Genomic DNA, 23,269 nt, shown 5'->3' with positions numbered 1-23,269 from the left:
CGGTCGGTGACCGGTCGGGCGGATTGTGACGCGGAAGGGGCCGGAGAGGCTGGCAAGCTGGCAGCGTGGACCCGAACATCCTCGACCTGATCCTGGCCCTCGTGGTCCTGTTCGCCGCGTTCTCGGGTTGGCGGCGCGGCGCCCTCGCGCAGATCGCGACGTTCGTCGGTGCCGTCGGTGGCGTGGTGCTCGGGGCGGCCTACGCGCCGTCGCTGGCCAGCCGGTTCGCGGTGGAGCCGGGGGTCGGGCTGGCGGCCCTGACGCTGGTCGGGGTGCTGCTGGCCTTCCTCCTCGGACAGACCGTGGGAGCGATGCTCGGCGCCCGCCTTCGTCGCGGGGCGGCGCGCATCGGGATCGGCCCGGTCGACTCGCTGCTCGGGCTCGGCGTCGCCGTGGCCGGGGTGTTGATCGCGGCGTGGTTGCTGGCCAGCGCGCTCACGCAGGGACCGAGCCAGTCGATCGCCGCACAGATCCAGGGCTCGGAGGTGCTCACGCGGCTCGACGACGCCCTGCCGGATCCACCCGACGTCGTCAACCGCGCGGGTACCTTCCTCGACTCGCGGGGCTTTCCCCAGGTCAGCACCGGGATCGGTGCACCGGTGGGGCCGCCCGTCGACGACCCCGAGGACGGCGACGTGCGGGCCGCGGTCGACGCCGCCGCGGACAGCGTCGTGCGCGTCGAGTCGCAGGGTTGCGGGAGGACGAGCCAAGGGTCGGGCTTCGTGACGGTGGCCGGCCACGTCGTCACGAACGCCCACGTGATCGCCGGCGGCGACGACGTGAGCGTGGCCGGAGTCGGAGGCACCCACGAGGCGACGGCGGTGGCGTTCGACCCTGCCACCGATCTCGCCGTGCTGCGCGTCCCCGACCTCGACGCCCCCGGGGTCCCGTGGGTGGAGGAGCCCGCGGAGCGCGAGACGACGGGGGCGACGCTCGGGTTCGCCGGCGGGTCCCGAGACCTCATCACCCGCTCGGCGACGGTCTCGACACGGCAGAGCATGATCGGACGCGACATCTACGGTGACGATCCGGCGACCCGCGAGGTCCTGACCGTCACCGCCGGTGTCGAACGTGGCGACTCGGGCGGCCCGTTCGTCACCCGCGAGGGCAGGGTCGGCGGGGTGGTCTTCGCGGCCTCCACGGCGCAGGAGGGCCACGGCTACGCGCTCTCGGCCGAGAGCGTCCGCGACGCGGTCGCCCGGGCGGTCGACCGTCCGGACGGGGTCAGCACCGGGGACTGCCGAGTCGCCGAGAGCTCGCCGGTGCAGGGCGCCCCGGCACCGCTGCCCGTCGGTCGTTAGCCGGGCTCGTTAGCCGGGCTCGTTAGCCGGACTCGTCGGTCCGCAGGAGCTCGGCGACCTGGAAGGCCATTTCCAGCGCCTGTCGGTTGTTGAGTCGCGGGTCACACGCGCTCTCGTACCGCGTGCCCAGCTGACCGTCGACGATCTCCTGCGCGCCACCGAGGCACTCGGTCACGTCCTCGCCGGTCAGCTCCACGTGGATGCCTCCCGGGACCGTCCCCTCCTCGGCGTGGACCGCGAAGAACGTGCGGGTCTCGGTGAGCACGTCCTCGAAGTGGCGGGTCTTGAAGCCGTTGTCGCTGGTGAACGTGTTCCCGTGCATGGGGTCGCAGGACCAGACCACCGGCAGGCCGCGGTCGCGCACCGCCCGCACGAGCTCGGGCAGACGATCGCCTGCGTGTTGCGCGCCCATGCGGCTGATCAGGGTGAGGCGCCCCAACTCGCCCTCGGGGTTCAGCCGCGCGGCCAGCTCCTCGACCTCGTCGACGGTGCTCTTCGGACCGAGCTTCACGCCGATGGGGTTGCCAACGCCCGACAGGAACTCGACGTGCGCCCCGTCGAGCTGGCGGGTGCGCTCACCGATCCAGAGCATGTGCGCCGAGCAGTCGTACCACTGGCCGGTGAGGGAGTCGCGGCGGGTGAGTGCCTCCTCGTACTCGAGCAGCAGGGCCTCGTGGCTGGTCCAGAAGTCCACGGTGTGGAACGTGGGATCGTTCTCGACGTCGACACCGCAGGCCTTCAGGAAGGCCAGCGCGCGCGTGATCTCCTCGGCCAGCTGCTCGTACCGCCGGCCCTGAGGGCTCTCGGCGACGAACTGCTGGTTCCACTGCTGCACGCGCTCGAGATCCGCGAACCCGCCGCGTGTGAACGCGCGGAGCAGGTTCAGCGTCGCCGCGGCCTGGTGGTACACCTGCACCAGGCGGTGCGGGTCCGGGGTGCGGGCCTCCTCGCTGAACTCGAGCGCGTTCACGGCGTCGCCCCGGTAGACCGGCAGCTCCACCCCGTCGCGGGTCTCGGTGTCCCCCGAGCGCGGCTTCGCGAACTGGCCGGCGATGCGGCCGACCTTCACGACGGGGAGCTGTGCGCCGTACGTGAGTGCCACGGCCATCTGCAGCAGGACCTTCAGCTTGTCGCGGATCGCGTCGGCACCGAACGCCGCGAACGTCTCGGCACAATCGCCGCCCTGCAGCAGGAAGGCCTCGCCCCGTCCCACGGCTGCCAGTTGGCTCCGCAGCGCGCGGGCCTCGCCGGCGAAGACCAGCGGCGGCAGCGCGGACAACTCGCCCGACGTCGCGGCGAGCGCGTCGCCGTCCGGCCACGTGGGCTGCTGCCACGCGGGCCGTGCGCGCCAGGAGGAGGGCGTCCAGGTCCGGTCGTCGACCGGCGGGGCGACACCACCGCCGGCACCTTCGTCGCGGAGTGGAGCGATCGTGGGATGCATACCAGCATGGTGGCGACCCGCGCGACCGCCTGCAATTCCGCGGGTCGATGCTTCCGGTGGCCGCCCGGGGCGCAACCTCGCTGTGCACCGGTAGCCTGCGTGCGCGACTCGGCCGACCGATCGACGGGAGCACTCGCGATGGAGATCGAGGGAACGGTCGCGCTCGTGACCGGAGGCGCGTCGGGGCTCGGACGCGCGACGGCCGAACGGCTGGCCGCGCGTGGCTGCCGGGTCGTGGTGCTCGACCTCCCCGACGGCGACGGTCCCGAGGTGGCGCAGGAACTCGACGGTGTCTTCGTCGGCGCCGACGTGACCGACGAGGAGCAGGTCCGGGATGCCGTCGCGACCGCGCGCGGTGAGGGTGAGCTGCGACTGGCGGTCAACTGTGCGGGCATCGGCCCACCGGCGCGCGTGCTCGGCAAGGAGGGAGTCCACCCGCTGGAGCAGTTCGAGCAGGTGGTGGGGGTGAACCTGGTCGGCACGTTCAACGTGCTGCGACTCGCGGCGGAGGCCATGGCCGCGCTCCCTCCGGTCGGGGAGGACACGCCGGAGCGCGGCATCATCGTCAACACCGCGTCGGTCGCCGCGTACGAGGGCCAGATCGGCCAGATCGCCTACGCCGCCTCGAAGGGCGGCATCGTGTCGCTCACGCTGCCGGCCGCCCGGGACCTCGCGGGCCGGCTGATCCGCGTGTGCACGATCGCGCCGGGACTGTTCCGCACGCCGCTGCTCGCGGGGCTGCCCGAGGACGCGCAGGCGTCGCTCGGCGAGCAGGTGCCGCATCCCCGGCGGCTCGGGGCACCGGAGGAGTACGCCGCCCTGGTCGAACACATCGCGACGAACCCGATGCTCAACGGGGAGACGGTCCGTCTCGACGGGGCACTGCGGATGGCTCCCCGGTGACCTCCCAGGGCAGGTGACCTCCCAGGGCAGGTGACCTCCCCGGTCCGGCGAGGATCCGGCGAACGGGCTCGGGTACGCCGTGCCGGTGGCTATCGCCCGCGGCTGACCAGGCCCCGCAGCAGGGCGAACCCGAGCACCGATCGTGGATCGAACGGGTTTCGCCAGAGGCCCGCGTGGTTCGCGGCCTCGGTGAAGAGTTCGGCGGGGTGGGCGAGCACGCGCTCGGGCTGGCCCGCGGCGGCCTCGTGGCGCAGGTCGTGCACGAGCAGCAGGGACTGCAGCGCGGTGGTGGTCGCCGGCTCGAAGATCTCGATCCCGAATGCCGGGGCGCCCCGGTACGCGGTGGCGAGGGCGCGGTTCTTGGTCACCGAGCGCGTGGCCGTCGGGGCGGCCACGTTCGCGGACACGACGCGGCCGTCCTCCGCGGCGGTGAGCGCCCGCCAGCGCTGCACGCGCTTGGCGAGCAGGTAGCTCGCGCCCTGCTGAGGGATGATCGTGTCCGCGATCCCGAACGCCCAGCCCTCGCTGCTGGTCATCGTCTCGGGGTAGTTGGGAGCGAACGTCCGACCTCGCGAGACGCCGCGCGCGAGGTTCTGGGCGCGCCCTCGCGCCCCACGGGCACGGAAGCGGCGACGGGCGTGGGCCACGGCCTCCTCGGGGGCCGCGAACGCGTCGGTGGGGGTCACGAAGTGCGCGACCGCGACGTCCTCGCGGATCCCGGTGAGGTGTGCGGTCAGAGCGTCCGCGGCGAGTGCTGCCCGGATGTGATCCGGCCCGTCGGCGTACACGGTGTTGAGCACCACGAGCGGTCCGGGTCGGTCGCGGACCCACGCACACAGCTCGGGCAGGTCGGTGGTGAGATCGGCTCCGGCCCGGTCGGCGAGCGCGTGGTCGCCGGCGCCGCCCTCGGAAGGCCCGCGCGTCGGGACCACGCCGCGCCCCCGCCCCTCGTGCAGAGTGGCGAGCAGCCCCTCCCAGCGACCGGCCCCCGGGAGGTCGATCGGGAGCACGGTGGCGCCCCACTGCGACAGCCACCACACCGGGCTCAGCTCCGCACCGGCGCCCAGGGCCACGATGGTCACGTCCGACAGGTCACGCCAGTCGGGCTGGCGCACGACGGTACGCACGGCTTCAGCCAGGGACGGCTCCACCGTGCCCTCGTCCACCCAGTGGCCGAGCTGCGCGAACAGCGAGTCGCCGCGCAGCCGGCCTCCCCGGTACGGCACCACCGCCTCGGAGGTGCCAACGCTCTGCCCGTGCACCTCGACGTCGTGCAGCGGCCGGCGCGGGGGCAGCGACGCGGCCTCCGCCAGGGGGACGCTCCCGTCCGGCCCGTCCGGCTGTTCCGGCGGCAGGAACTCGAACCGCTCGTGGGCCTCGGCGAGTCCGGCGCGTGCGACCGCGACGAGATCGTCGGCCCGCAGCGTCTCCCGAGCGACCAGCCGGCGGGCGTGCCGGTGATAGCGGCGGCGCCAGTCGCGCTCGGCGCGGATGGACTCGGCGAGCTCGGCGTCGACTGCCGAGGCCGCCGCCGCGAACACCGCCCGCCCCGCGCCGCGCGTGCTGCGGCGTCCATCGGTGCGGGGGATCGCGACACCCTGCTCGGCGCCCGGTTGCTCGTGGTGCTCGTGTTGCTCATCGCGGGCCGGACGGGCGCCGGCGGAGGCGGAGGCGGGGGCTTCGTCGGGCTCGGGCACCGTGACCTCGGCGATTGGGCGAACGTGCGGCCCCGATGCTCTCCCACCCGGGCGATGTTGTCGATCCGGTCGTGACGGCCGGCCCGCCGCGCCGGGCGTTGCGTTCAGTCCGCGACGGGTTCGGAACGCGGCCGCCGGACCGCGGCGATCGTCCGCGAGGTGTGCGTCAGCAGCTCGCGTCGACGGAGCTCCTCGAGGCGCGTGACGACCTCGGCGGGCAGGTTCGCGTCGGGTCCCCGTTCCAGGATGGCCCGCAATCGCCCGTGCAGCGCGTAGAGCTCCGCGACGGCGTTCGCGAGATCATCGCCCCCGACGGCTCGAGCCGCTCGCGTCACCGTCAGCCATCCCTGGTGCGGCGGCACGGGTGGGTCGCAGCCGCTGCCCTGCAGGCAGGCGTCCAGCTCCTGCCGGCGGGCCTCCAGGAACGTGACGATGTCGTCGGCGGCCGAGGGAGCGGCGGCAGGGACCCCCGTGATGGCTGTGCCGGCCGGAACCGGTTCTTGCGCCGTCCCCCACACCTCGCCCCCGACCTCCACCACGATCATTTCCTGTCCTGTCGTCTTCTTGCCGGTCCCTCGTGGAGCCGTCCTACCGCTCATGTCCGGAGTGTCGGCATAACGCTCCGTAGTCTGAGGGGCATTTGGTCGGGTCCCCCGGGTGGGCTACCCGGTCTAGTCCCTGTCGTCCGGTGTTCGACCATCCGTCGCGGCGTGTCGGGGGGTGAGGACGGGTGACGGCTGGGCCCCACCGGAGTCGATGACGGCTGGGCCCACCGGAGTCCCACGTGCCGTTTCCGGCCCGCTGCCAGCCGCTGCGCGATTATGGGGACGTGCCCGAACTTCCCGAGGTCGAGAGCGTCCGCCGCCAGCTCGCGCCGCGCCTGGTCGGCCGGTCGGTGCTGGACGTGACCTACGAGTCACAGGACCGCTTCGAGGGGCTGGAGCGGGTCGGCGGCACGCGGGTGCTCGACGTGCGGCGCCGCGGCAAGTACCTGCTCGCTCACCTCTCGGGGGCTCCCACGGGCACGGTCGATCGTGAGCTCGTGATGCACCTCGGGATGACGGGATCGTTCCGGTTCCGGGGCGAGCCCGCGCCGGTCGGCGGCACCGCGTGGACGCCCGATGCCTATGTGCGCGCGACCTTCACCCTCGACGACGGGGTGCTCGACTTCCGCGACGTTCGCCGATTCGGCAGGCTCACCGTCGTTCCGGCCGGGCACTACGACGGGATCGCCACGCTCGCGGCGCTCGGCCCGGAGCCGCTCTCGGACGACTTCGACGCCGAGGTGTTCGCTCGCGCGCTCGCCCGCTCGCGGGCGCCGGTGAAGACGCTGCTCCTGAACCAGCGGCTCGTCGCGGGCGTCGGCAACATCTACGCCGACGAGGCGCTCTGGCGAGCCCGGATCAACCCGCGGGCCCGGCGAGTCGGGCCGGCGCGGGCACAGCGGTTGTGGCGGGCGCTGCGGGAGGTCCTGACCGAGGCGATCGAGCGGGAAGGCACGACGTTCCGCGACTACCGGATGGTCAACGGCGAGTCGGGCCGCAACGCCGACTTCCTCGTCGCCTACGGCCAGGAGGGGAAGCCGTGTCCCCGCTGCGGCGATCCACTCCGCAAGATCACGCTCGGTGGACGCGGGACGACCTACTGCCCCCGCTGCCAGCGCCGCTAGCGGGACCGCTCAGACGCCGGATTGCTCCCGGGCCTTGCGTGCCGCGACGAACGACCGGATCCCGAGGCCCACGTACACGGCACAGGCCACGGCCGCGAGCGTGCCCACGACCGGCGCGATGCCGGTGTCCCCGGTGACGAGGGCACCCACCTGGCGCAACGAGCCGAGCGCGCCGAGCAGGGCGAGGACGAGCGCGGCGTGGACGAAGTGCTGGTGAGCGGAGACGAGCGCGGCCACGATGCCCAGCACGAGGACGACGGCGCCGAGGCCCGCGGGCAGCAGCGCGGTCCAGTGCTGGGTCTCGCCGAGCGTGTAACCGGCCAGGCCGAGCGCGATAAGCAGCACGCCGAGCCCTTGGGTGAGGCGGATCATTGCGGGACCCTCCGTGACGGTGCTGAGTGACGCAGGCTAGACGCCGCCGCGGGTGCGGACCTCGTCGATCGCGCCGTAGTCGACGGCCTCCTCGGCCGAGAGCCAGAAATCGCGGTCGGCGTCCCTGCGGATCGTCTCGAGCGACTGACCCGTGCGCTCGGCGAGGATCTCGTAGAGGCGCTCGCGCAGGTAGACGATCTGCTTCGCCTGGATCTGGATGTCGATGTTCTGGCCGCGGGCACCGCCGAGCGGCTGGTGGAACATGATCCGCGCGTTCGGGGTGGCCGCCCGCGTCCCGGTCCCCGTAGCCAGCAGGAACGCCGCCGCCGACGCCGCGACGCCCACGCAGACGGTGTTCACCTTGGCGTTCATGATGTGCATCACGTCATAGACGGCGAACATCCCCGAGACCAGCCCTCCGGGGGAGTTGATGTAGAGGGTGATGTCCTTGTCGGACTCGGCGTCGAGCGACATGAGCTGTGCCACGAGAGTGTCGGCGACCGTGTCCTCGATGGGTCCCTTGAGGTAGAGGATCCGGTTCTCGTAGAGCCGATGGAATACGCTCGCGCTGGCAAGGTTCTCGAAGGGGATCTCGTCGTCCGCGGCGCGGTACATCGTCATCGTGAAGCGTCCCTTTCCAGCACACGGCCCTCCTCGTCGCGCGGGGCAGACCCCACAGCCTAGCAGGGCCATTGGCCCCGGCGGCTTGACGCCCGTGGGCTCACGCGGAAAGACTGCACGAGGTCGAGGACGCCCGGGTGACGGGGACGAGTAGGGGGATGTGATGGACGCGGGATCCTCTGGAGGCGGATCCCGGACGCTGTCCCGGGGCCTCACGGTCCTGAGCGCGCTCGGAACCGATCCCGAAGGGCTGACCGTCGCGCAACTCGCGGACCGCACGGGACTCGACCGGGCCGTTCTGTACCGCTTGTTGACCACGCTCTGTGAAGAGGGGCTGGCGGTACGCGACAACGACTCCCTGCGGTTCCGCCTCGGGGTCGCGCTCGTTGCGTTGGGCGCGGGTGCGGCCCGTGGGCTGCCGGTGCGCCGGCACGCCCGGCCCGGGATGCGCGCGCTCATGGAGCAGTGTCGGGAGGCCGTGTGCCTGGCGGTGCGGGACCGGGACCACGCCGTGGTGGTCGACCGTGTCGAGCCCCCCGGACGCTCCGCTCGCATCGGCTATCACGTCGGCTTGCGGCACCCGCTCGATCGGGGCGCTCACGGCAAGGCGGTGCTGGGCTCCCTCGAGGACGGGGATCCGGCGTTGGCCGCGTTCGAGAGCGCGAGCCCGGAGCTGCCCAACGGGTACGCAGTCGCCGAGGGCGATCTGGAGGGCGGGATCGTCGGGGTGGCCGCACCCATCCGCGAGGCCGACGGGACGGTCGCGGCCAGTGTCGGGATCGTCGCCCCCGCGACCCGTCTGCCCGATGCGGGCGCGCTCGGTCCGAGCGTGCGTGCGCTGGCCGACGAGGTCTCGAGACGGCTCGCCGACGGCGAGAGCCGCGCCGGGAGCGCGGCACGGCGGACCGAGCATGCCGGTGATGGTGCCGGCGACGGGCGCGGCACGGGCAACGCCGCCGTCCCGGTGCGGCCACGCCAGACCTAGCCCATCAGGAACCGGATCGCGACGAGGGCGACGACCCCGCCGGCGGCGAACAACAACAGCGCTCCCAGGATCGTGAGAAAGGCCGTGGCGAGGCGGCCCCGCCCGCGGGCCTCCGGCTCGGTCCCGCCCGGGCTCTGCCACGCGAGCTCGGTCGTCTCCTCACGCGACGAGATGGGCATCGGCGAACGCGAGGTGCCCCAACCGTTGCCCCGCGGGGACAGCGGCTCCTCGGCCGGCTCCTCGGCCGGCTCCTCGGCCGTCGAGGGGAGGCCGTCGTCGACCCGCTTCGCCCACGGTTCGCCGGCGGCGTCCGGCGCTGGTTGCCCGGTGGGCTCGGCCGCGGCTTCGTGGGCAGGTTCGGCCGCGGTTTCGGCCGGGGGTTCTGGGGAGGGTTCGTGGGCAGGTTCGGCCGTCGGTTCGGGAGCAGCGTCGGCCGCGGGCTCGTAGGCCGGGGTCTCATCGGCCAGCGGTCCCGGATCCGGTGCGGCCGTGCGCGACGCCGGGGGTGGCGGTGAGCTCGGGGCCTGCCGGTCGGCCGGTTCGTCCGACGTCTCGGTGAGCGGCGGGTGCCCCTCCGGTGCGGTCGTGAGCCCGGAGGTCGCCTGCTCCGGTGCCGGTGTCGCGGCGGGCTCGGGCTCAGTGCCCTGATCGTGCGCCACCTCGCGCTCGGCCCGTGGGGGCGGCGGATCAGCCTCCGGTAGCGAGATCTCGAGCACCGAGTCCGGTTCGCCCACCGCAGACGGGGCGGTCGACGCGTCGGGCGCGCTGGCTCCGGCGGCGGACACCCCCGCCGACGCCGCCGGGTCATCGGCCGCTCGGTCGACCCCCGCCTCCGGCACGAGCTCCTCGGGCGCCGGGGTGCTCGGCTCGCGTGCGGCGAGCGCCCGCACCAGCACGCGATGGCCCAGGTCCGGGGTCGGCGGTAGTCCCTCGAGACGCCGGCGACCCCGCCGCATCGCCCGGACGAGCTCCCGGCACCGGCGGCGACCCGCGGCCGCGCCCGCGCGTCCCGCCTCGGTGTCGCCGAGGAGCCCCAGCGACCAGTCGGCCAGCAACGGCTCGTCGCACTCGCCGTGCTCGACCTCCTCGCCGGACAGCTGCACCAGGGCGCGCGTGAGGTCCTCGCCCGCGGTGTCGAGCCGCTGGTTCTCGGTCGGCACGCCTCGGTCGTGGGCGAGCAACAGCGCTCGGAGCGCGTCGTCGTCCAGCGCGTTCACGTCCCGTTCGACCGGCGCCTCGGGAGGCGGCGGGTCGGGGGTGTCGCGCAGGAGCAACCCGGCGGTGGGCGACGCGGCCGGCCGTCCCTCGGCCTGCAGGCGCTCGCGCCCGGCGACGAAACAGCGACTGCGGACCCAGGCCTCGAGGGGCGCGTCGTGCGGCACGTTCCTCCAGAGGTCCGTGTAGACCTCGACGAGGAGTTCCTCCTCCTGCCCATGGCCCATCAGTCGCTGGGCGACGGCGTGCGCGGCCGATGCGGTGCGGTGATAGACCTCCGCCAGCGCGAGGGGGTCGCCGGCCAGGAGCGCGGCCCGCAGCTCGGCCTGGGTGCTGCGACGATGATCCCGGCGCGCGATCTCGGCGCCCGTACTGGGGCTTGCCTGGTCGACCGACACGCGAATCCTCTCCCCATCCTCGACGACGTCCCCGGAGGCCGACGGTGGCCACTGGTGCCACGCGCGTCGGACCGTGCTCCCAGCGTAGAGGACCGAGCCGCGATCTCCGGCGGATTTTCTGCGAAGGTGCGGCCGACCGCCGGCGCCATCCCGCGGCGGGGCGCCGGCTCACTGGGTACGGTGCAGCCCGCGCGGGTACACCGGTGGTCACGGCGCGCGTGCCCGTGTCACGCCGCGCGCTGAACGTCCGACGGGAAGTATCATCGGACTGCCGGACTTCCCGACAGGCGAGATGCCCCCGCGTCCCCGTCCCCGACGGATCGAGGCCCCCGGAGTGGATCGCAACACCCGTATCCGGCTGCTGGTCGCGGTGTCGCTGATCGCGATCCTGTTGATCGCGTTCGCGACCCTGCAGCCCGACGACCGGATCACGTACCAGGAGTTCGTCGACGAGGTGGAGAGCGGTGAGGTCGAGTCCGCGACCTTCACGGGCCAGTCGGTCGAGGGCGAGTTCGTCGACGAGGAGCGGGGCACGTTCTCCACGGTCGTGCCGCCCGAGCTCGTGGTGGGCCGGGACGGCATCGAGGACTTCCTCGTCGAGAACGACGTCGAGCTCGACGCCGAGGTCGAGACCGACGGGGGCTTCACGCTCCTGCTGTTCTTCCTCTTCCCGCTGCTGCTCTTCGTCCTCTTCTTCTGGTACCTGAACCGTCAGGCCAAGGGCCAGATGGGAGGGCTCGGCAACGTCGGCAAGTCGAAGGCGAAGGTCCACAAACCGCACGAACCCACCACCCGCTTCAGCGACGTCGCCGGGTACAAGGAGGTCAAGCAGGAGATCGAGGAGACCGTCGCCTTCCTGCGCGAGCCCGAGCGCTTCCGGGCCGCCGGCGCGAACATCCCCAAGGGCATGCTGATGGTCGGTCCGCCCGGGACCGGGAAGACGCTGCTCGCCAAGGCGGTCGCCGGGGAGGCCGGTGTCCCGTTCATCTCCGTGACCGGCTCGGACTTCATGGAGATGTTCGTCGGCGTCGGCGCCAGCCGCGTCCGTGACATGTTCAAGACCGCCCGCGAGCACGCGCCCTGCATCATCTTCATCGACGAGCTCGACTCGATCGGGCGTAAACGAGGAGCGGGCCTCGGTGGCGGTCACGACGAGCGGGAGCAGACCCTGAACCAGATGCTGGGCGAGATCGACGGGTTCGAGGGCAGCGAGGGCGTCGTGATCATGGGCGCCACGAACCGGCCCGACGTCCTCGACCCCGCGCTGCTGCGCCCCGGCCGCTTCGATCGGCAGGTGACCATCCCGTTGCCCACGCTCGAGGAGCGCATCGAGATCCTCGACGTACACCTCAAGGGCAAGCCGATCGACGACACCGTCGACCGCGAGGTGATCGCCCGCGGAACCCCCGGCATGGCCGGCGCCGACCTGCAGAACCTCATCAACGAGGCCGCGCTCATCGCGGTGCGCAACGACAGCGAGGTCATCCGCATGTCGGACATCGAGGCCGCTCGCGAGCGCCAGACGATCGGGCGGGAGCGGTCGAGCGTCCGGCTCGACGAGCAGGAGAAGCGGGCGGTCGCGTACCACGAGGGGGGCCACGCGCTCGCGGCCTTCATCGAGGAGGAGGCCGACCCGGTCTACAAGCTGACGTGCCTGCCGACCGGCATGGCCCTCGGTGTCACCGAGCAGCTGCCCATCGACGAGCGCCACATCTACCTGCGCAGCTACCTCGACGCGCGCCTCAAGGTCATGCTCGGCGGCCGAGCCGCGGAGCTGGTGGTGCTCGGCCAGCCGACCACGGGTGGGCAGCACGACCTCGTCCAGGCCACGCGGCTCGCACGGGCGATCGTCCGTGAGTACGGGATGAGCGACGCGGTCGGGCCGGTGGGGTACGGGGACCAGCAGCAGGTCTTCCTGGGCGAGGAGCTCGCGCGCGGGTCGGAGCACTCGGAGAAGACCGCCGAGGCGATCGACGCCGAGGTGACCCGCATTCTTCGGACCTCGCTCGACGAGGTGGTCGAGAAGTTCCGCCAGCTCCGAGGGGGGCTCGACGAGATGGCCGCTGAGCTGGTCGAGCGCGAGACGTTGTCTGGCGAGGAGGCTCTCGAGGCGGTGCGCCGCGGCGTGTCCGAGGAGCTCGCCGAGGAGCTGCTGCGGGGCAGCGCCGTCCCGGGCAGCACCTGGGAGGCGATGGGTGGCTCGCGCAACGGGCAGGGCCCCGATGACGATGAGCGGTCCGACGACCGCGAGGAGCGGGCGGGGATGGCGTGAGCGCCCTGTCGTCGATCGGGTTCGTGGGCGGCACGGGTCCTCAGGGTCGGGGCCTCGGCGTGCGGCTGGCGCTGGCGGGCCATCGCTGTGTGATCGGGTCCCGCACCGCCGAGAAGGGCGCGGAGGCCGCCGAGTCGGTGCGGTCCGTGATCGCGGAGGCCGGCCGTGAGGGGGAGCTGCCCCACCCGATCGTGGGCACCGACAACGCGGGCGCGGCCGAGTGTGACCTCGTCGTGGTGGTGCTGCCCCAGGAGGCGCAGGCGAAGACGTTGCCGCCGCTCGCCGACCGGTTGTCGGGCAAGATCGTCGTGAATTGCGTGAACGCGATCGGCTTCGACGACGCGGGGCCCTTCCCGCAGCGTGTCCCGGCCGGCTCGGCCGCGGAGGAGTGCCAGCAGCTCGTGCCCGAGGCCCGCGTGGTCGGTGCGTTCCAGAACGTCTCCGCGGTCAAGCTGCGCAAGCTCGACGGTCCGGTCGAGACCGACGTCGTGCTGACCGGTGACGACCAGACCGCCCGCGAACAGGTCGCCGCGCTCGCGAGCGCGATCCCGGGGATGCGCCCGGTCCACGCCGGGCCGCTGCGTCTCACGGGCCCCGTCGAGGACATGACCGCTCTGCTCGTCGCCGTGAACAAGCGCTATCGGGTGAACAGCAGCCTGCGGCTGTCGGGCATCCCGGACGACAAGCTCGGCGCGGACGCCTAGGACCCGGCGGCCGCGGGACGCAGGGGGAGCGCCGGAGGGCCCCTCGGCGAGGCCGCCCTCGGCAGCCGGGCGCCGGTCGCCCGCGCGAACGCGGCGGCCTTGTCCATGGCCTCCTCGTGCTCGGCGGCAGGATCGCTGTCGGCGACGATGCCCCCGCCCGCTCCGTAGCGTGCGACCCCGCGTGCGATCGTCGCGGTGCGGATCCCGACGCTCAGCTCGAGCCCGCCCCGCGAGAGCGTCCCGATCGCGCCGCAGTAGACCCCGCGCCGGGTGGGTTCCAGCAGGCGGGTGCGCGCGACGGCCATCCGTTTCGGCGCGCCGGTCACCGACCCGCACGGGAACAGCGCCGCGAGGAGGTCGGCCACGCCGACCCGTCGGGCGAGGCGCCCCCGCACCGTCGAGGTGAGGTGCCACACCGTGGGGTGCGACTCGAGGGCCGCGAGCTCTGGCACCCGCACCGAACCGGTGGCGCACACCCGCCCGAGATCGTTGCGCTCGAGATCGACGATCATGACGTGTTCGGCGTGGTCCTTCGCGCTGGCGAGCAGCTCGTCGGCGGCCCCGGCGTCGGAGGCGGGGTCGTCGTGGCGCGGACGCGTGCCCTTGATGGGGCGGACCCACACGACATCGCCCTCGGTGCGCAGGAACGTCTCGGGTGAGACCGACGCCACCTGGGCACCGCCGAGGTCGAGCCACGCCGCGTGTGCCGCGTGGGGGTTCGCGTGCCACAGGCGGTGCGCGAGGTCGATCGGCGGCGCGGGCCACGGCACCGCGATCTGCAGCGTCAGGTTCAGCTGGTACAGGTCGCCCGCGGAGATCCATTGCTGCGCGCGCTCGACGGCGGCTCGGTGGGCCTCGCGGTCGAGGGAGCAGCGGGCCGCCTCCCCCCGCACGCTCGGGGACTGACGGGCGTGTGGACGCCGGGCGGCCTCGTCGAGCTGGGCGGCCAAGCGGTCCAGCCGGTCCTCGACTGGCTCACGGCTGTACCCCGGCACGTCGGCGGCGACGAGCGTGACCTCCTCACCGTCGGGGGGCCAGCACGCGGCCGTGTCGTAGACACCGAAGGACAGGGCCTCGAGGCCGGCGACCGGCGGCCTCGGGTCCGGCGGCAGGTCGAGCCAGGCATCGCCGGCGTGCTCGGCGATCGCGCCGACGGCCCCGCCATGGAAGGGCGGTTCGTCGGGACCGGGTGTGTCGCGCCAACCGACCGTCTCGGCGAGTGCGTCGAGCGCGGGCGCGCTCGCGAGCCGAGCGAGTGGCTCGCCGACGACGAGGGTCCAGCCGCGGCGCACGACCGCAGCGGTGTCGCGGCGACCCGCGAGGCCGGCCAGGTCGAGCGGTGTCGCCGAGGTCCGCTGACGTCGGGAGTGGACCCGGGCCTCAGTGGTGGGTGGGGACGCCATACTTGCGCCGGAACGTGGCGTCGTCGAGGGTCTCGAGGTCGCCGGTGACGGTCGCCTCGTACGCCTCCGCCTCCGCCTGGTGGCTGAACGTCTGCGCCCACAGCAGGTTGCCGGTGTCCTGGGCCTGCAACTGCACGTCGTACATCGTTCCGCCTGCGGAGCCGCCGCGCGTGCGGGTGAGGACTCGGAAGTGGCGGCGGGCGGTTTCGGTCACGGCAGCCCCTCGACGGTCGGACGCTTCTGCGGATCGATCGGAGGGTTCGCGGCAGGTCGGCGCCGGCCCCCCAGGATGGAACCCCCGGCCCCCTGAGGTTCCAGGCCACAGCGTACTGCAGCCCGAGACCGGGGGGAAGCCACCGGGCGGACGGATGTCGACGGGCGGCGGTCTAGACTTCACGACGTGGACCCGACCCGTCAGGAGCGTCGCGTGAAGCTATACACACGCCGCGGGGACGACGGCACCACGGGACTCTTGTTCGGTGGCCGCGTCGACAAGCACGATGCCCGCACCGACGCGTACGGCACGACCGACGAAGCCGTCAGCGCGTTGGGCTTGGCGCGCGCCGAGCTCGCCACCGATGCGCAGCGGGAGTGGCACGAACGGGTGCTCGAACTCCAACGTGAGCTTTTCGTCGTCGGCGCGCAGCTCGCGACCGATCCCAGCAACTGGGGCCGTCTGGAGCCGGGCGTGTCGCGCTGCACCGATTCCATGGTCGAGACGCTGGAAGCGCGGATCGACGAGACCACCGACCGCTACCCGCTCCCCCAGGAGTTCACGGTCCCCGGTGGGAGCCGTGCCGGTGCCGCGATCGACCTGGCGCGCACGGTGGTGCGGCGGGCCGAGCGCCAGGTGAGCGCCATGTATCGAGCGGAGATCCTCCCCGACGACGTCGCGTTGCGCTACCTGAACCGGCTGTCCGACTACCTCTTCGTGCTCGCCCGCGCGGTCGAGGGAGGCGCCCACACCCCCACGCGAGACCGGTGAGCGGCCCGGCAGGCGACAGCGCCGACGCCGCCGGGTACACCCGCGCCGGTGCGGGGCAGCCCGAACGCGTCGTCTCGCTCGTGCCCAGCCTGACCGACCTCGCGGCCCGGCTCGGTGCGGGCCCGCGCCTGGTCGGGGTGACCGACTGGTGTCGACACGGGGCCCCCGCCGGGGTCGCCCGACTCGCGGGGACGAAGACGCCGCACCTTGCCCGAACGGTGGCGTTACGGCCCGACCTCGTCCTCGCGAACACCGAGGAGAACCGCTCCGGCGATCTCGAGCGGCTGCGGGCCGAGGGCATCGCGGTCCACGAGACGTTCCCGCGTCGTGTGGCGGACGTGCCCGCGATGATGCGCGGGGTGGGGGAGGCGCTCGGCATCGACGCGGAGCCGCTCGCCGCCGAGCTCGAACGGGCACTCGCCGACGCGCCGAGCGCCGGAGCCTGGCCCCGCGTCCTGCTCCTGGTCTGGCGGAAGCCGTGGATCGCCGCCGGCCCCGACACCTACTCGAGCGATCTGCTGCACGCCGCGGGGCTGCGTAACGCACTCACCGAGGTCGTCGAGGGCGACGAGCGCTGGCCACGGGTCGATCGGGAGCGCGTTGCCGCCGCCGCGCCGGACGTCGTGTTGCTGCCCAGCGAGCCCTACGCGTTCGGCACCGAGGATCTCGATGCGGTGGCCGAGCTCACCGGCGGGTGCGCGGCACGGTTCGTCGATGGCGAGGCGCTGACGTGGCACGGCCCCCGCACGGCCGCGGGCCTGCGCGAGCTCACCGGGGTGGTGGCAGACGTCGGTCGGCATCGCGGCACCCGGTGTGCCGACACCCCGTCGGCGGCCGACTCGGCGTCACCATGCGCCTGGTGATCCAGCGCGTGACCCGGGCGGCGGTGTCCGCGGACGGTGAGATCACCGGCTCCATCGGCCCTGGTCTCGCCGTCCTGGTCGGCGTCGGCCAGCGGTCCACGGTCGAGGATGCGCGCTGGCTGGCCGCCAAGACCGAACAACTGCGCGTGTTCCCCGGCGAGGGCGGCCGCATGGCCCGATCGGTGGTGGAGCTCGGAGGCGGGATCCTGGCCGTTTCGCAGTTCACGCTGTACGGCGACACCCGCAAGGGGCGGCGTCCTTCGTTCACCGCGGCCGCGGGGCCCGAGCAGGGCGAGGAGCTCTACGACGCGTACTGCGCGGCGCTCTCGGTCCCCGTCGCGACCGGTCGGTTCGGGGCGTACATGACCGTTGACCTCGCCGCCGACGGTCCGGTCACCCTGCTCCTTCGCAGCGAGGACGGCGAGCGCGAAGGTCCTTGACCTCGGCCGGGTGGCCATGTGTACGGTGCAGGCAACGGGTGGGCGGTGACCGCCGTGAGGCGGTCGGATGAGCACCCGGGAACGGCGGCTTAAGTTCCGTGCGCGGCCCGCCGACGGGTCAGGCAATGCCCGTGTGGGTCGCCCCCGATCGTATCGACGAGTGAGCACATGCCATCACCTTCCCCGCACGCCCGCGGCGTCCCGTGGGCGGTTGGCACGACCTCCTCGCTTGCTCGGCTCCTCGCCCTGGCGGGCGAGGAGCTCGATGCCGACGTGCAATTGCTCCCCCCGCACGCCGAGCCACGGCGGCCCGAGCACGGGCGGCTCCTGCGGCTCTGCTACCCGGACGGGCGGCTACGGGCGTGGCTGTCGATCGCGCCCGACCGGCGTGCCCGCCTGAGTTCCGACACCGAGCGGATCGTCCGGCTCATCGCGCGGTTCGTCGACGGCGAACTGGCCGAGGCGATCGACGTCACGACCGTGGACCGGGAGTGTGAGGCGGGGATCCGCACCGTCCTCGAGCGGGGCCACCTGCGGATCGTCTACCAGCCGATCGTCGACCTGGCCACCGGGGACGTGGTCGGTGTGGAGGCGCTCTCGCGCTTCCCCGAGCCTCCACAGAACCCGCCGGACGTCTGGTTCGCGCATGCCGCCACCCTGGGGCTCGGGATCCCCCTGGAGGTGCTCGCCGTCCGCCGTGCCGTCGAGGTTCTGGATCAGCTCCCCGCGTCGGCCTACCTATCGGTGAACGTCAGCCCCGCAGCGGCCGCCAGCGACGAGCTCGCCCGTGCGTTGGCCGACGTGCCCGTCGATCGGCTGGTACTCGAGATCACCGAGCACGCCGAGGTCAGCGACTACGCCGCCCTGAACGCTGCCGTGGACCGACTGCGCGCGCGGGGTGCGCGGCTCGCCGTCGACGACACGGGATCGGGCTTCGCCAGCATGCGGCACGTGCTGCGGCTGGCTCCGGACATCGTCAAGCTCGACACGACGCTCACCAGTGACATCGACTCGGACTCGTTCCTGCGCGCCCTGGGCTTCAGCCTCCGGTCGTTCGCGTCCGCGATCGACGCCGAAGTGGTCGCGGAGGGCATCGAGACCGGACGCGAGCTCGACGCCCTGCGGTTCCTCGGCGTGCGGTACGGCCAGGGTTACTATCTGCGGCCGCCGGGGCCGCTCGCGCTGGAGCCCCCGCTATCGCTCGCGGGGCGCCTCGGTGAGGGCGAGACCGCGCCGCTGCACCGACCACGTGAGTCGGGTGGCCGGGGGGACGTGCAGGACATGGGGTCGTTCAGCCGGGCCACGCCTGCGTGATCGGCCAGCGTCGATCGCGGCCGAAGGCCCGCGCGGTGACCTTGATCCCGGGCGGCGCCTGACGGCGCTTGTACTCCGCACCGTCGACGAGGCGGGCGACCTCGCGCACGACGTGGCGGTCGAAGCCGTCGGCGACGAGCTCGTCGACTGAGCGCGCCTCCTCCACGTAGCCGCGCAGCACCGGGTCGAGGACCTCGTACGGCGGGAGTGAGTCCGTGTCCTGCTGGTCCGGCCGTAGCTCGGCCGACGGGGGCTTCGTGATCGAACGCTCGGGGATCGCCGGACCGTCCGGACCCAGCCAACCCTCTCGACGACCACCGTTGCGGCGCCGTGCGAGTGCCCAGACCGTGGTCTTGTCCACGTCCTTGAGGACAGCGAGGCCCCCGGCCATGTCGCCGTAGAGGGTCGCGTAGCCGACCGCGTACTCGCTCTTGTTGCCCGCCGCGAGCAGCAGGGCGCCGAACTTGTTCGACTGCGCCATGAGCAGGGCGCCACGGATGCGGCTCTGCAGGTTCTCCTCGGCGACGTCGGGCTCTGTGCCGGCGAACACGGGCGCGAGGGCCTCCTCGAAGGCCTTCATGGGGCCCTCGATCGGCAGGACCCGATAGGGGGTGCCAAGGAGCGAGGCCAGCGCCTCGGCGTCCTCCAGGGAGCCTTGCGAGCTGTACGGCGAGGGCATCGCGACGCACGTCACCCGAGCGGGTCCCAGGGCGTCGACGGCGATCGCGGCGGCGAGCGCGGAATCGATCCCACCGGACACGCCGACGATCGCGTCGGCGAAGCCGTTCTTGCCCAGGTAGTCGCGGGTGCCGAGGACCAGGGCGTCGTAGATGGCCGTCTCGGGCTCGAGCCGCGTGGCGGTCGTGGGGACCGCGGACGCCGCCGGCCCGACCTCGGTCAGCACGATGTCCTCGGTGAACTGCGCACCCCGGGCGGTGACGGCGCCGTCGGGTGCGACCACGAACGAGTCCCCGTCGAACACCACCTCGTCCTGGCCGCCGACCAGGTTGCAGTAGACTAGCCACGTCCCCGTCGACCGAGCGTGATGCACGGCCCAGTGTTCGCGCTGTTCGCGCTTGCCCCGCTGGTAGGGGCTCGCGTTCAAGCTGAGCAGGACGTCCGCGCCGGCGGCGGCGGTGGCGGGCAACGGTCCGCCGTCCCCCCAGAGGTCCTCGCAGATGGTGACGCCGACGCGGCACGACCGGGTTCCGTGGCTGGGGACCTCCAGCAGGAGGGTCCCGGATCCGGGCTGGAAGTAGCGGGCCTCGTCGAACACGCCGTAGTTGGGGATGCGCTGCTTGCGGTACACGTCCACGATCCGACCGTCGCGCAGCACTGCGGCAGCGTTGGCCAGCGTGCGGGTCGTCTCGGCCTCGCTCATCACCGTGTCGACCGTGGTCTCGTCCTCGCCCTGCACGTCCTCGACGAAACCGACCACCAGCGTCACGGAGCCGGTTGAAGCGGCGAGCTCCTCGAGCCCGCGCGCCGTGGCGCGGACGAAGGCGGGCTTGGTGACCAGGTCCTCGGGCGGGTATCCGGTGAGGCCGAGCTCGCCGGTGACCACGAGATCGGCGCCCGCGTCGACCGCCCGCCGATATCCCCCCAGCAACGCGGCGAGGTTGCCCCCGAGGTCGCCGACGGTCGGGTTGAACTGGCAGAGGGCCACGCGCATCGCGGTTTCCTTCGGGCCGGGTCCGTTCGGGGGCGGGGCCAGGATCGCGCAGCATGCGTGCGCGTGTCGAGACAGCTCCAGGTTTTACCGGGAGGAAACGTCCTGGTGACGGCCCTGCAGCAGCCCCTGCCTAGCTTGCGCTCGCCGGGACGGTCGACGGCCCACGCTCGGCGAGGGCCCAGCTATGAGGGGAGGCAACGAGGATGAGGCGAACGACACGACGCGTGCTCGTCGTGGGAGCGCTGCTGGCGGGCTTGCTGATCGCCATGGCTGCGCCCGCGCTCGCGCAGGACGCGCTCGACGTGCACACAGAGACCACGGTGACCTTCTACCTGCTGGTGATGGTGCTGGTCTTCCTGATGCATCCGGGCTTCTCGATGCTCGAGGCCGGTCTCACGGCCTCGAACAACGCCGCGAACATCATGATGAAGAACATGATGGTGATCTCCATCACGTTCATCGCCTACTTCGCCGTCGGCTGGGGCTTGCACTACGGCGTGAGCGCCGGAGGGCTGTTCGGGACCAACGAGTTCTTCATCGTCCCGGGCACGTACGGAGCGGAGCTGGGCGACTTCGCGTTCCTGTCGAGCGAGTTCATGTTCGACGCCGTGTTCGCGGCGACCGCCGCGACGATCGTGTCCGGCGCGGTCGCGGGGCGGATGAACCTCTGGGGCTTCATGGTCCTCACGCTCGTGATGACCGCCGTGATCTACCCGGTCGTGGGGCACTGGGGTTGGGGCGGTGGCTGGCTCGAGGAGGGTGGCTTCGTCGACTTCGCCGGGTCCACGATCGTTCACCTCACCGGGGGCGTGGCGGCCATCACCGCGGCCGCGATCCTCGGCCCGCGGCCCGGGAAGTACGACGATCGGGGCAAGGCGCGGATCACGCCGGGGCACTCCTCGCCACTCGCGATCCTGGGCGTGTTCCTGCTCTTCTTCGGCTGGTTCGGGTTCAACGGGGGCTCGGTGTTGCCGGATCCCGACACGATCGACGGCCCCCTGTTCCTCGAGATCGGCCCGGTCCTGCTGACCACGGCGCTCGCGGCCAGCGCGGGGGCGATCACCGCCGCGGTGATTTCGGCGATCCGCTCGGGCGGGAAGACGGACGTGTCGATGACCGGCAACGGCCTGCTGGCCGGCCTCGTCGGGATCACCGCCGGTGCGGACCTCGTGGAGCCGTACGCCGCGATCCTCGTGGGGCTCGTCGCGGGCATCCTCGTCTCGATCGCGGTGCCGCTCGTCGAGCGGATGGGAGTCGACGACGCCGTCGGCGCCTTCAGCGTGCACGGCGTCTGCGGTGTTCTCGGGACCTGGTGGGTCGGGTTCTACGCGGTCGACGGAGGGTTGTTCTACGGCGGTGGCTTCGATCTGGCCTCTTGGGCGATCATCGGGACCGTCGCGGTGACCGTGTTCGTCGCGTTGATGACCGCGGTCGTCTGCTACGCGCTCAAGTCGGCCGGGCTCCTGCGGGTCGACGACGGCGCCCTGGAGGAGGAGGGCCTCGACGTCCACGAGCACGGCATGGCCGGCTATCCGGAAGGCGCCCTCGCCGGCAACACCGAGTAGGTGCTCCCCGCCGTCCGCCGCCGGCCACTCGTGGCGTCGCGGTCCCGAGGCCTCGGGTCCGACCGCTAGGATCGCGGTCACGATCGAGAGGGGGAGCGCCGTGGACAAGCAGCAGGAGTACGTGCTCCGCACCGTCGAGGAGCGGGACATCCGCTTCGTGCGCCTCTGGTTCACCGACGTGCTCGGAATGCTCAAGTCGGTGGCGATCACCTCGAGCGAGATCGAGGGTGCGTTCGCGGAGGGCATCGGGTTCGACGGCAGCGCCGTTGACGGCTTCGCGCGGGTCCAGGAGTCCGACATGCTCGCGGTGCCGGACGCCTCGACCTTCCAGGTCCTGCCGTGGCGGGGTGAGGAGGCCGGCGTCGCCCGCATGTTCTGCGACATCCAGACCCCCGAGGGCGAGCCGTTCGCCGCGGACCCGCGTCACGTGCTGCGTCGCAACCTCGCCCGAGCGGGGGACATGGGCTTCAGCTTCTACGTCCATCCCGAGATGGAGTTCTTCCTCTTCAACGGGCCCGACGACCCGACGCCGCTCGACCAGGGCGGGTACTTCGATCTCACGCCGCTGGACGTGCAGTCGGACTTCCGGCGCCAGGCGATCCAGACCCTCGAGGCGATGGGCATCTCGGTGGAGTACAGCCACCACGAGGTCGCCCCCAGCCAGCACGAGATCGACCTGCGGTACGCGGACGCGCTCGCGATGGCCGACAACGTGATGACCTACCGCCTCGTGCTCAAAGAGGTGGCGATGCGGCGGGGGATCTACGCGACCTTCATGCCGAAGCCTCTCGCCGAGCACTGGGGCTCGGCCATGCACACGCACGTGTCGATGTTCGACGGCGACACGAACGCTTTCTACGACCCGAGCGACCCCCACCACCTGTCCGACATCGGCAAGAAGTTCGTCGCGGGCGTGCTCGCGCACGCGCGTGAGATCACCGCCGTGTGCTGTCAGTGGGTGAACAGCTACAAGCGGTTGGTGCCCGGCTTCGAGGCGCCGGTCTACGTCTCGTGGGGCCGTCACAACCGCTCTTCGCTGATCCGCATCCCCATGTACAAGCCCCACAAGGGGGCGTCCGCCCGCGTGGAGTTCCGGGCGCCCGATCCCGCGTGCAACCCCTATCTCGCGTTCAGCCTGATCCTGGCCGCCGGCCTGCGCGGCATCGAGAAGGGCTACGAGCTGCCCGCCGAGGCCGAGGACAACATCTACGAGATGACCCAGGCGGAGCGGGCCGCGGCGGGGATCGACCGGCTGCCGCACAACCTCGGTGAGGCGCTGCACGTGATGGAGGACTCGGAGCTGGTCGCTGAAGCACTGGGCGAGCACGTCTTCGACTTCTTCCTCCGCAACAAGCACACCGAGTGGGAGCAGTACCGCGCCCAGGTCACGCCGTTCGAGATCGACAAGTACCTGCCGATGCTGTGACCGGCAGCACGTAAGGCGAGCCG

General features: G+C 72.5%; 21 protein-coding genes. 12 read left to right on the top strand and 9 right to left on the bottom strand.

The features are described 5' to 3' along the window. Positions 1-65: 65 nt before the first annotated feature. Positions 66-1,301 carry a MarP family serine protease gene (locus ER308_RS00810; RefSeq protein WP_131153251.1) on the top strand — a complete coding sequence of 412 codons (1,236 nt, stop codon included), beginning with the start codon at positions 66-68 and terminating at the stop codon, positions 1,299-1,301. Positions 1,302-1,323: 22 nt separating this feature from the next. Here ER308_RS00810 and ER308_RS00805 read toward each other — a convergent pair whose 3' ends face one another. After that, a complete protein-coding gene (locus tag ER308_RS00805) occupies positions 1,324-2,742 on the bottom strand; it encodes a class II 3-deoxy-7-phosphoheptulonate synthase (RefSeq protein WP_131153250.1) in 1,419 nt (472 codons plus the stop codon). Between the two features lie 138 nt (positions 2,743-2,880). Here ER308_RS00805 and ER308_RS00800 point away from each other — a divergent pair, with 138 nt between their 5' ends. After that, positions 2,881-3,645, top strand: a complete 765-nt coding sequence (locus tag ER308_RS00800) for a 3-hydroxyacyl-CoA dehydrogenase (RefSeq protein WP_131153249.1) — start codon at positions 2,881-2,883, stop codon at positions 3,643-3,645. 89 nt (positions 3,646-3,734) lie between these two features. Here the strand turns inward: ER308_RS00800 and ER308_RS00795 are convergent, their stop codons facing one another. Further along, entirely contained in the window at positions 3,735-5,342 is a 1,608-nt protein-coding gene (locus ER308_RS00795; protein WP_131153248.1) for a hypothetical protein, read from the bottom strand. Between the two features lie 104 nt (positions 5,343-5,446). Next, positions 5,447-5,941: a hypothetical protein gene (locus ER308_RS00790; RefSeq protein WP_131153247.1), complete on the bottom strand. Its 495-nt coding sequence runs from the start codon at positions 5,939-5,941 to the stop codon at positions 5,447-5,449. A gap of 185 nt (positions 5,942-6,126) precedes the next feature. On the opposite strand from ER308_RS00790, the gene mutM reads away from it, so the two are divergent. Beyond that, a complete protein-coding gene (gene mutM / locus ER308_RS00785) occupies positions 6,127-7,011 on the top strand; it encodes a bifunctional DNA-formamidopyrimidine glycosylase/DNA-(apurinic or apyrimidinic site) lyase (RefSeq protein WP_205745810.1) in 885 nt (294 codons plus the stop codon). Between the two features lie 9 nt (positions 7,012-7,020). On the opposite strand, the gene ER308_RS00780 is transcribed toward mutM, so the two are convergent. Further along, positions 7,021-7,383: a hypothetical protein gene (locus ER308_RS00780; protein ID WP_131153246.1), complete on the bottom strand. Its 363-nt coding sequence runs from the start codon at positions 7,381-7,383 to the stop codon at positions 7,021-7,023. A gap of 36 nt (positions 7,384-7,419) precedes the next feature. Then, positions 7,420-8,004, bottom strand: a complete 585-nt coding sequence (locus ER308_RS00775; protein WP_338029778.1) for an ATP-dependent Clp protease proteolytic subunit — start codon at positions 8,002-8,004, stop codon at positions 7,420-7,422. Positions 8,005-8,167: 163 nt separating this feature from the next. Between ER308_RS00775 and ER308_RS00770 the strand changes: the two genes are divergently transcribed. Next, positions 8,168-8,989, top strand: a complete 822-nt coding sequence (locus tag ER308_RS00770) for an IclR family transcriptional regulator (RefSeq protein ID WP_131153245.1) — start codon at positions 8,168-8,170, stop codon at positions 8,987-8,989. Here ER308_RS00770 and ER308_RS21225 read toward each other — a convergent pair. Next, on the bottom strand, positions 8,986-10,602 hold the full coding sequence (locus ER308_RS21225) for a hypothetical protein (RefSeq protein ID WP_165491702.1): 1,617 nt from the start codon (positions 10,600-10,602) through the stop codon (positions 8,986-8,988). The genes ER308_RS00770 and ER308_RS21225 overlap by 4 nt on opposite strands. A gap of 334 nt (positions 10,603-10,936) precedes the next feature. Between ER308_RS21225 and ftsH the strand changes: the two genes are divergently transcribed. Together ftsH and npdG are read left to right on the top strand one after the other, a co-directional pair. Beyond that, a complete protein-coding gene (ftsH, locus tag ER308_RS00760; protein ID WP_165491701.1) occupies positions 10,937-12,874 on the top strand; it encodes an ATP-dependent zinc metalloprotease FtsH in 1,938 nt (645 codons plus the stop codon). Beyond that, entirely contained in the window at positions 12,871-13,578 is a 708-nt protein-coding gene (npdG, locus tag ER308_RS00755) for an NADPH-dependent F420 reductase (protein WP_131153243.1), read from the top strand. Before ftsH ends, npdG begins: the two co-directional genes overlap by 4 nt. Here npdG and ER308_RS00750 read toward each other — a convergent pair. Together ER308_RS00750 and ER308_RS00745 are read right to left on the bottom strand one after the other, a co-directional pair. Further along, complete coding sequence (locus tag ER308_RS00750) at positions 13,575-14,981, bottom strand: anthranilate synthase component I family protein (RefSeq protein WP_131153242.1); 1,407 nt, start codon at positions 14,979-14,981, stop codon at positions 13,575-13,577. The two genes, npdG and ER308_RS00750, sit on opposite strands and share 4 nt — an antisense overlap. Further along, a complete protein-coding gene (locus ER308_RS00745; RefSeq protein WP_131153241.1) occupies positions 14,959-15,195 on the bottom strand; it encodes a hypothetical protein in 237 nt (78 codons plus the stop codon). The genes ER308_RS00750 and ER308_RS00745 overlap by 23 nt, the downstream gene beginning before the upstream one ends. Before the next feature lie 213 nt (positions 15,196-15,408). Between ER308_RS00745 and ER308_RS00740 the strand changes: the two genes are divergently transcribed. From ER308_RS00740 to ER308_RS00725, 4 genes are all read left to right on the top strand, one after another. Continuing rightward, positions 15,409-15,966 carry a cob(I)yrinic acid a,c-diamide adenosyltransferase gene (locus ER308_RS00740; protein ID WP_131153240.1) on the top strand — a complete coding sequence of 186 codons (558 nt, stop codon included), beginning with the start codon at positions 15,409-15,411 and terminating at the stop codon, positions 15,964-15,966. Beyond that, positions 15,963-16,829, top strand: a complete 867-nt coding sequence (locus tag ER308_RS00735; protein ID WP_131153239.1) for a helical backbone metal receptor — start codon at positions 15,963-15,965, stop codon at positions 16,827-16,829. The genes ER308_RS00740 and ER308_RS00735 overlap by 4 nt, the downstream gene beginning before the upstream one ends. After that, positions 16,817-17,269 (top strand): D-aminoacyl-tRNA deacylase, encoded by a 453-nt coding sequence (dtd, locus tag ER308_RS00730; RefSeq protein ID WP_131153238.1) that lies wholly within the window; start codon positions 16,817-16,819, stop codon positions 17,267-17,269. The genes ER308_RS00735 and dtd overlap by 13 nt, the downstream gene beginning before the upstream one ends. A gap of 168 nt (positions 17,270-17,437) precedes the next feature. Continuing rightward, on the top strand, positions 17,438-18,583 hold the full coding sequence (locus ER308_RS00725; RefSeq protein WP_131153237.1) for an EAL domain-containing protein: 1,146 nt from the start codon (positions 17,438-17,440) through the stop codon (positions 18,581-18,583). Here ER308_RS00725 and ER308_RS00720 read toward each other — a convergent pair. Then, a complete protein-coding gene (locus ER308_RS00720; RefSeq protein ID WP_131153236.1) occupies positions 18,561-20,255 on the bottom strand; it encodes an NAD+ synthase in 1,695 nt (564 codons plus the stop codon). The genes ER308_RS00725 and ER308_RS00720 overlap by 23 nt on opposite strands. 203 nt (positions 20,256-20,458) lie before the next feature. On the opposite strand from ER308_RS00720, the gene ER308_RS00715 reads away from it, so the two are divergent. Then, positions 20,459-21,820, top strand: coding sequence for an ammonium transporter (locus tag ER308_RS00715; RefSeq protein WP_205745809.1), 1,362 nt, complete (start codon positions 20,459-20,461; stop codon positions 21,818-21,820). A 100-nt stretch (positions 21,821-21,920) separates the two neighbouring features. Continuing rightward, positions 21,921-23,246: a glutamine synthetase family protein gene (locus ER308_RS00710; RefSeq protein WP_131153235.1), complete on the top strand. Its 1,326-nt coding sequence runs from the start codon at positions 21,921-21,923 to the stop codon at positions 23,244-23,246. Positions 23,247-23,269: the final 23 nt, after the last annotated feature.

It is taken from the genome of Egibacter rhizosphaerae, from assembly GCF_004322855.1.
Taxonomy (GTDB): domain Bacteria; phylum Actinomycetota; class Nitriliruptoria; order Euzebyales; family Egibacteraceae; genus Egibacter; species Egibacter rhizosphaerae.
This window is presented reverse-complemented; position numbering and strand designations above follow the sequence as displayed.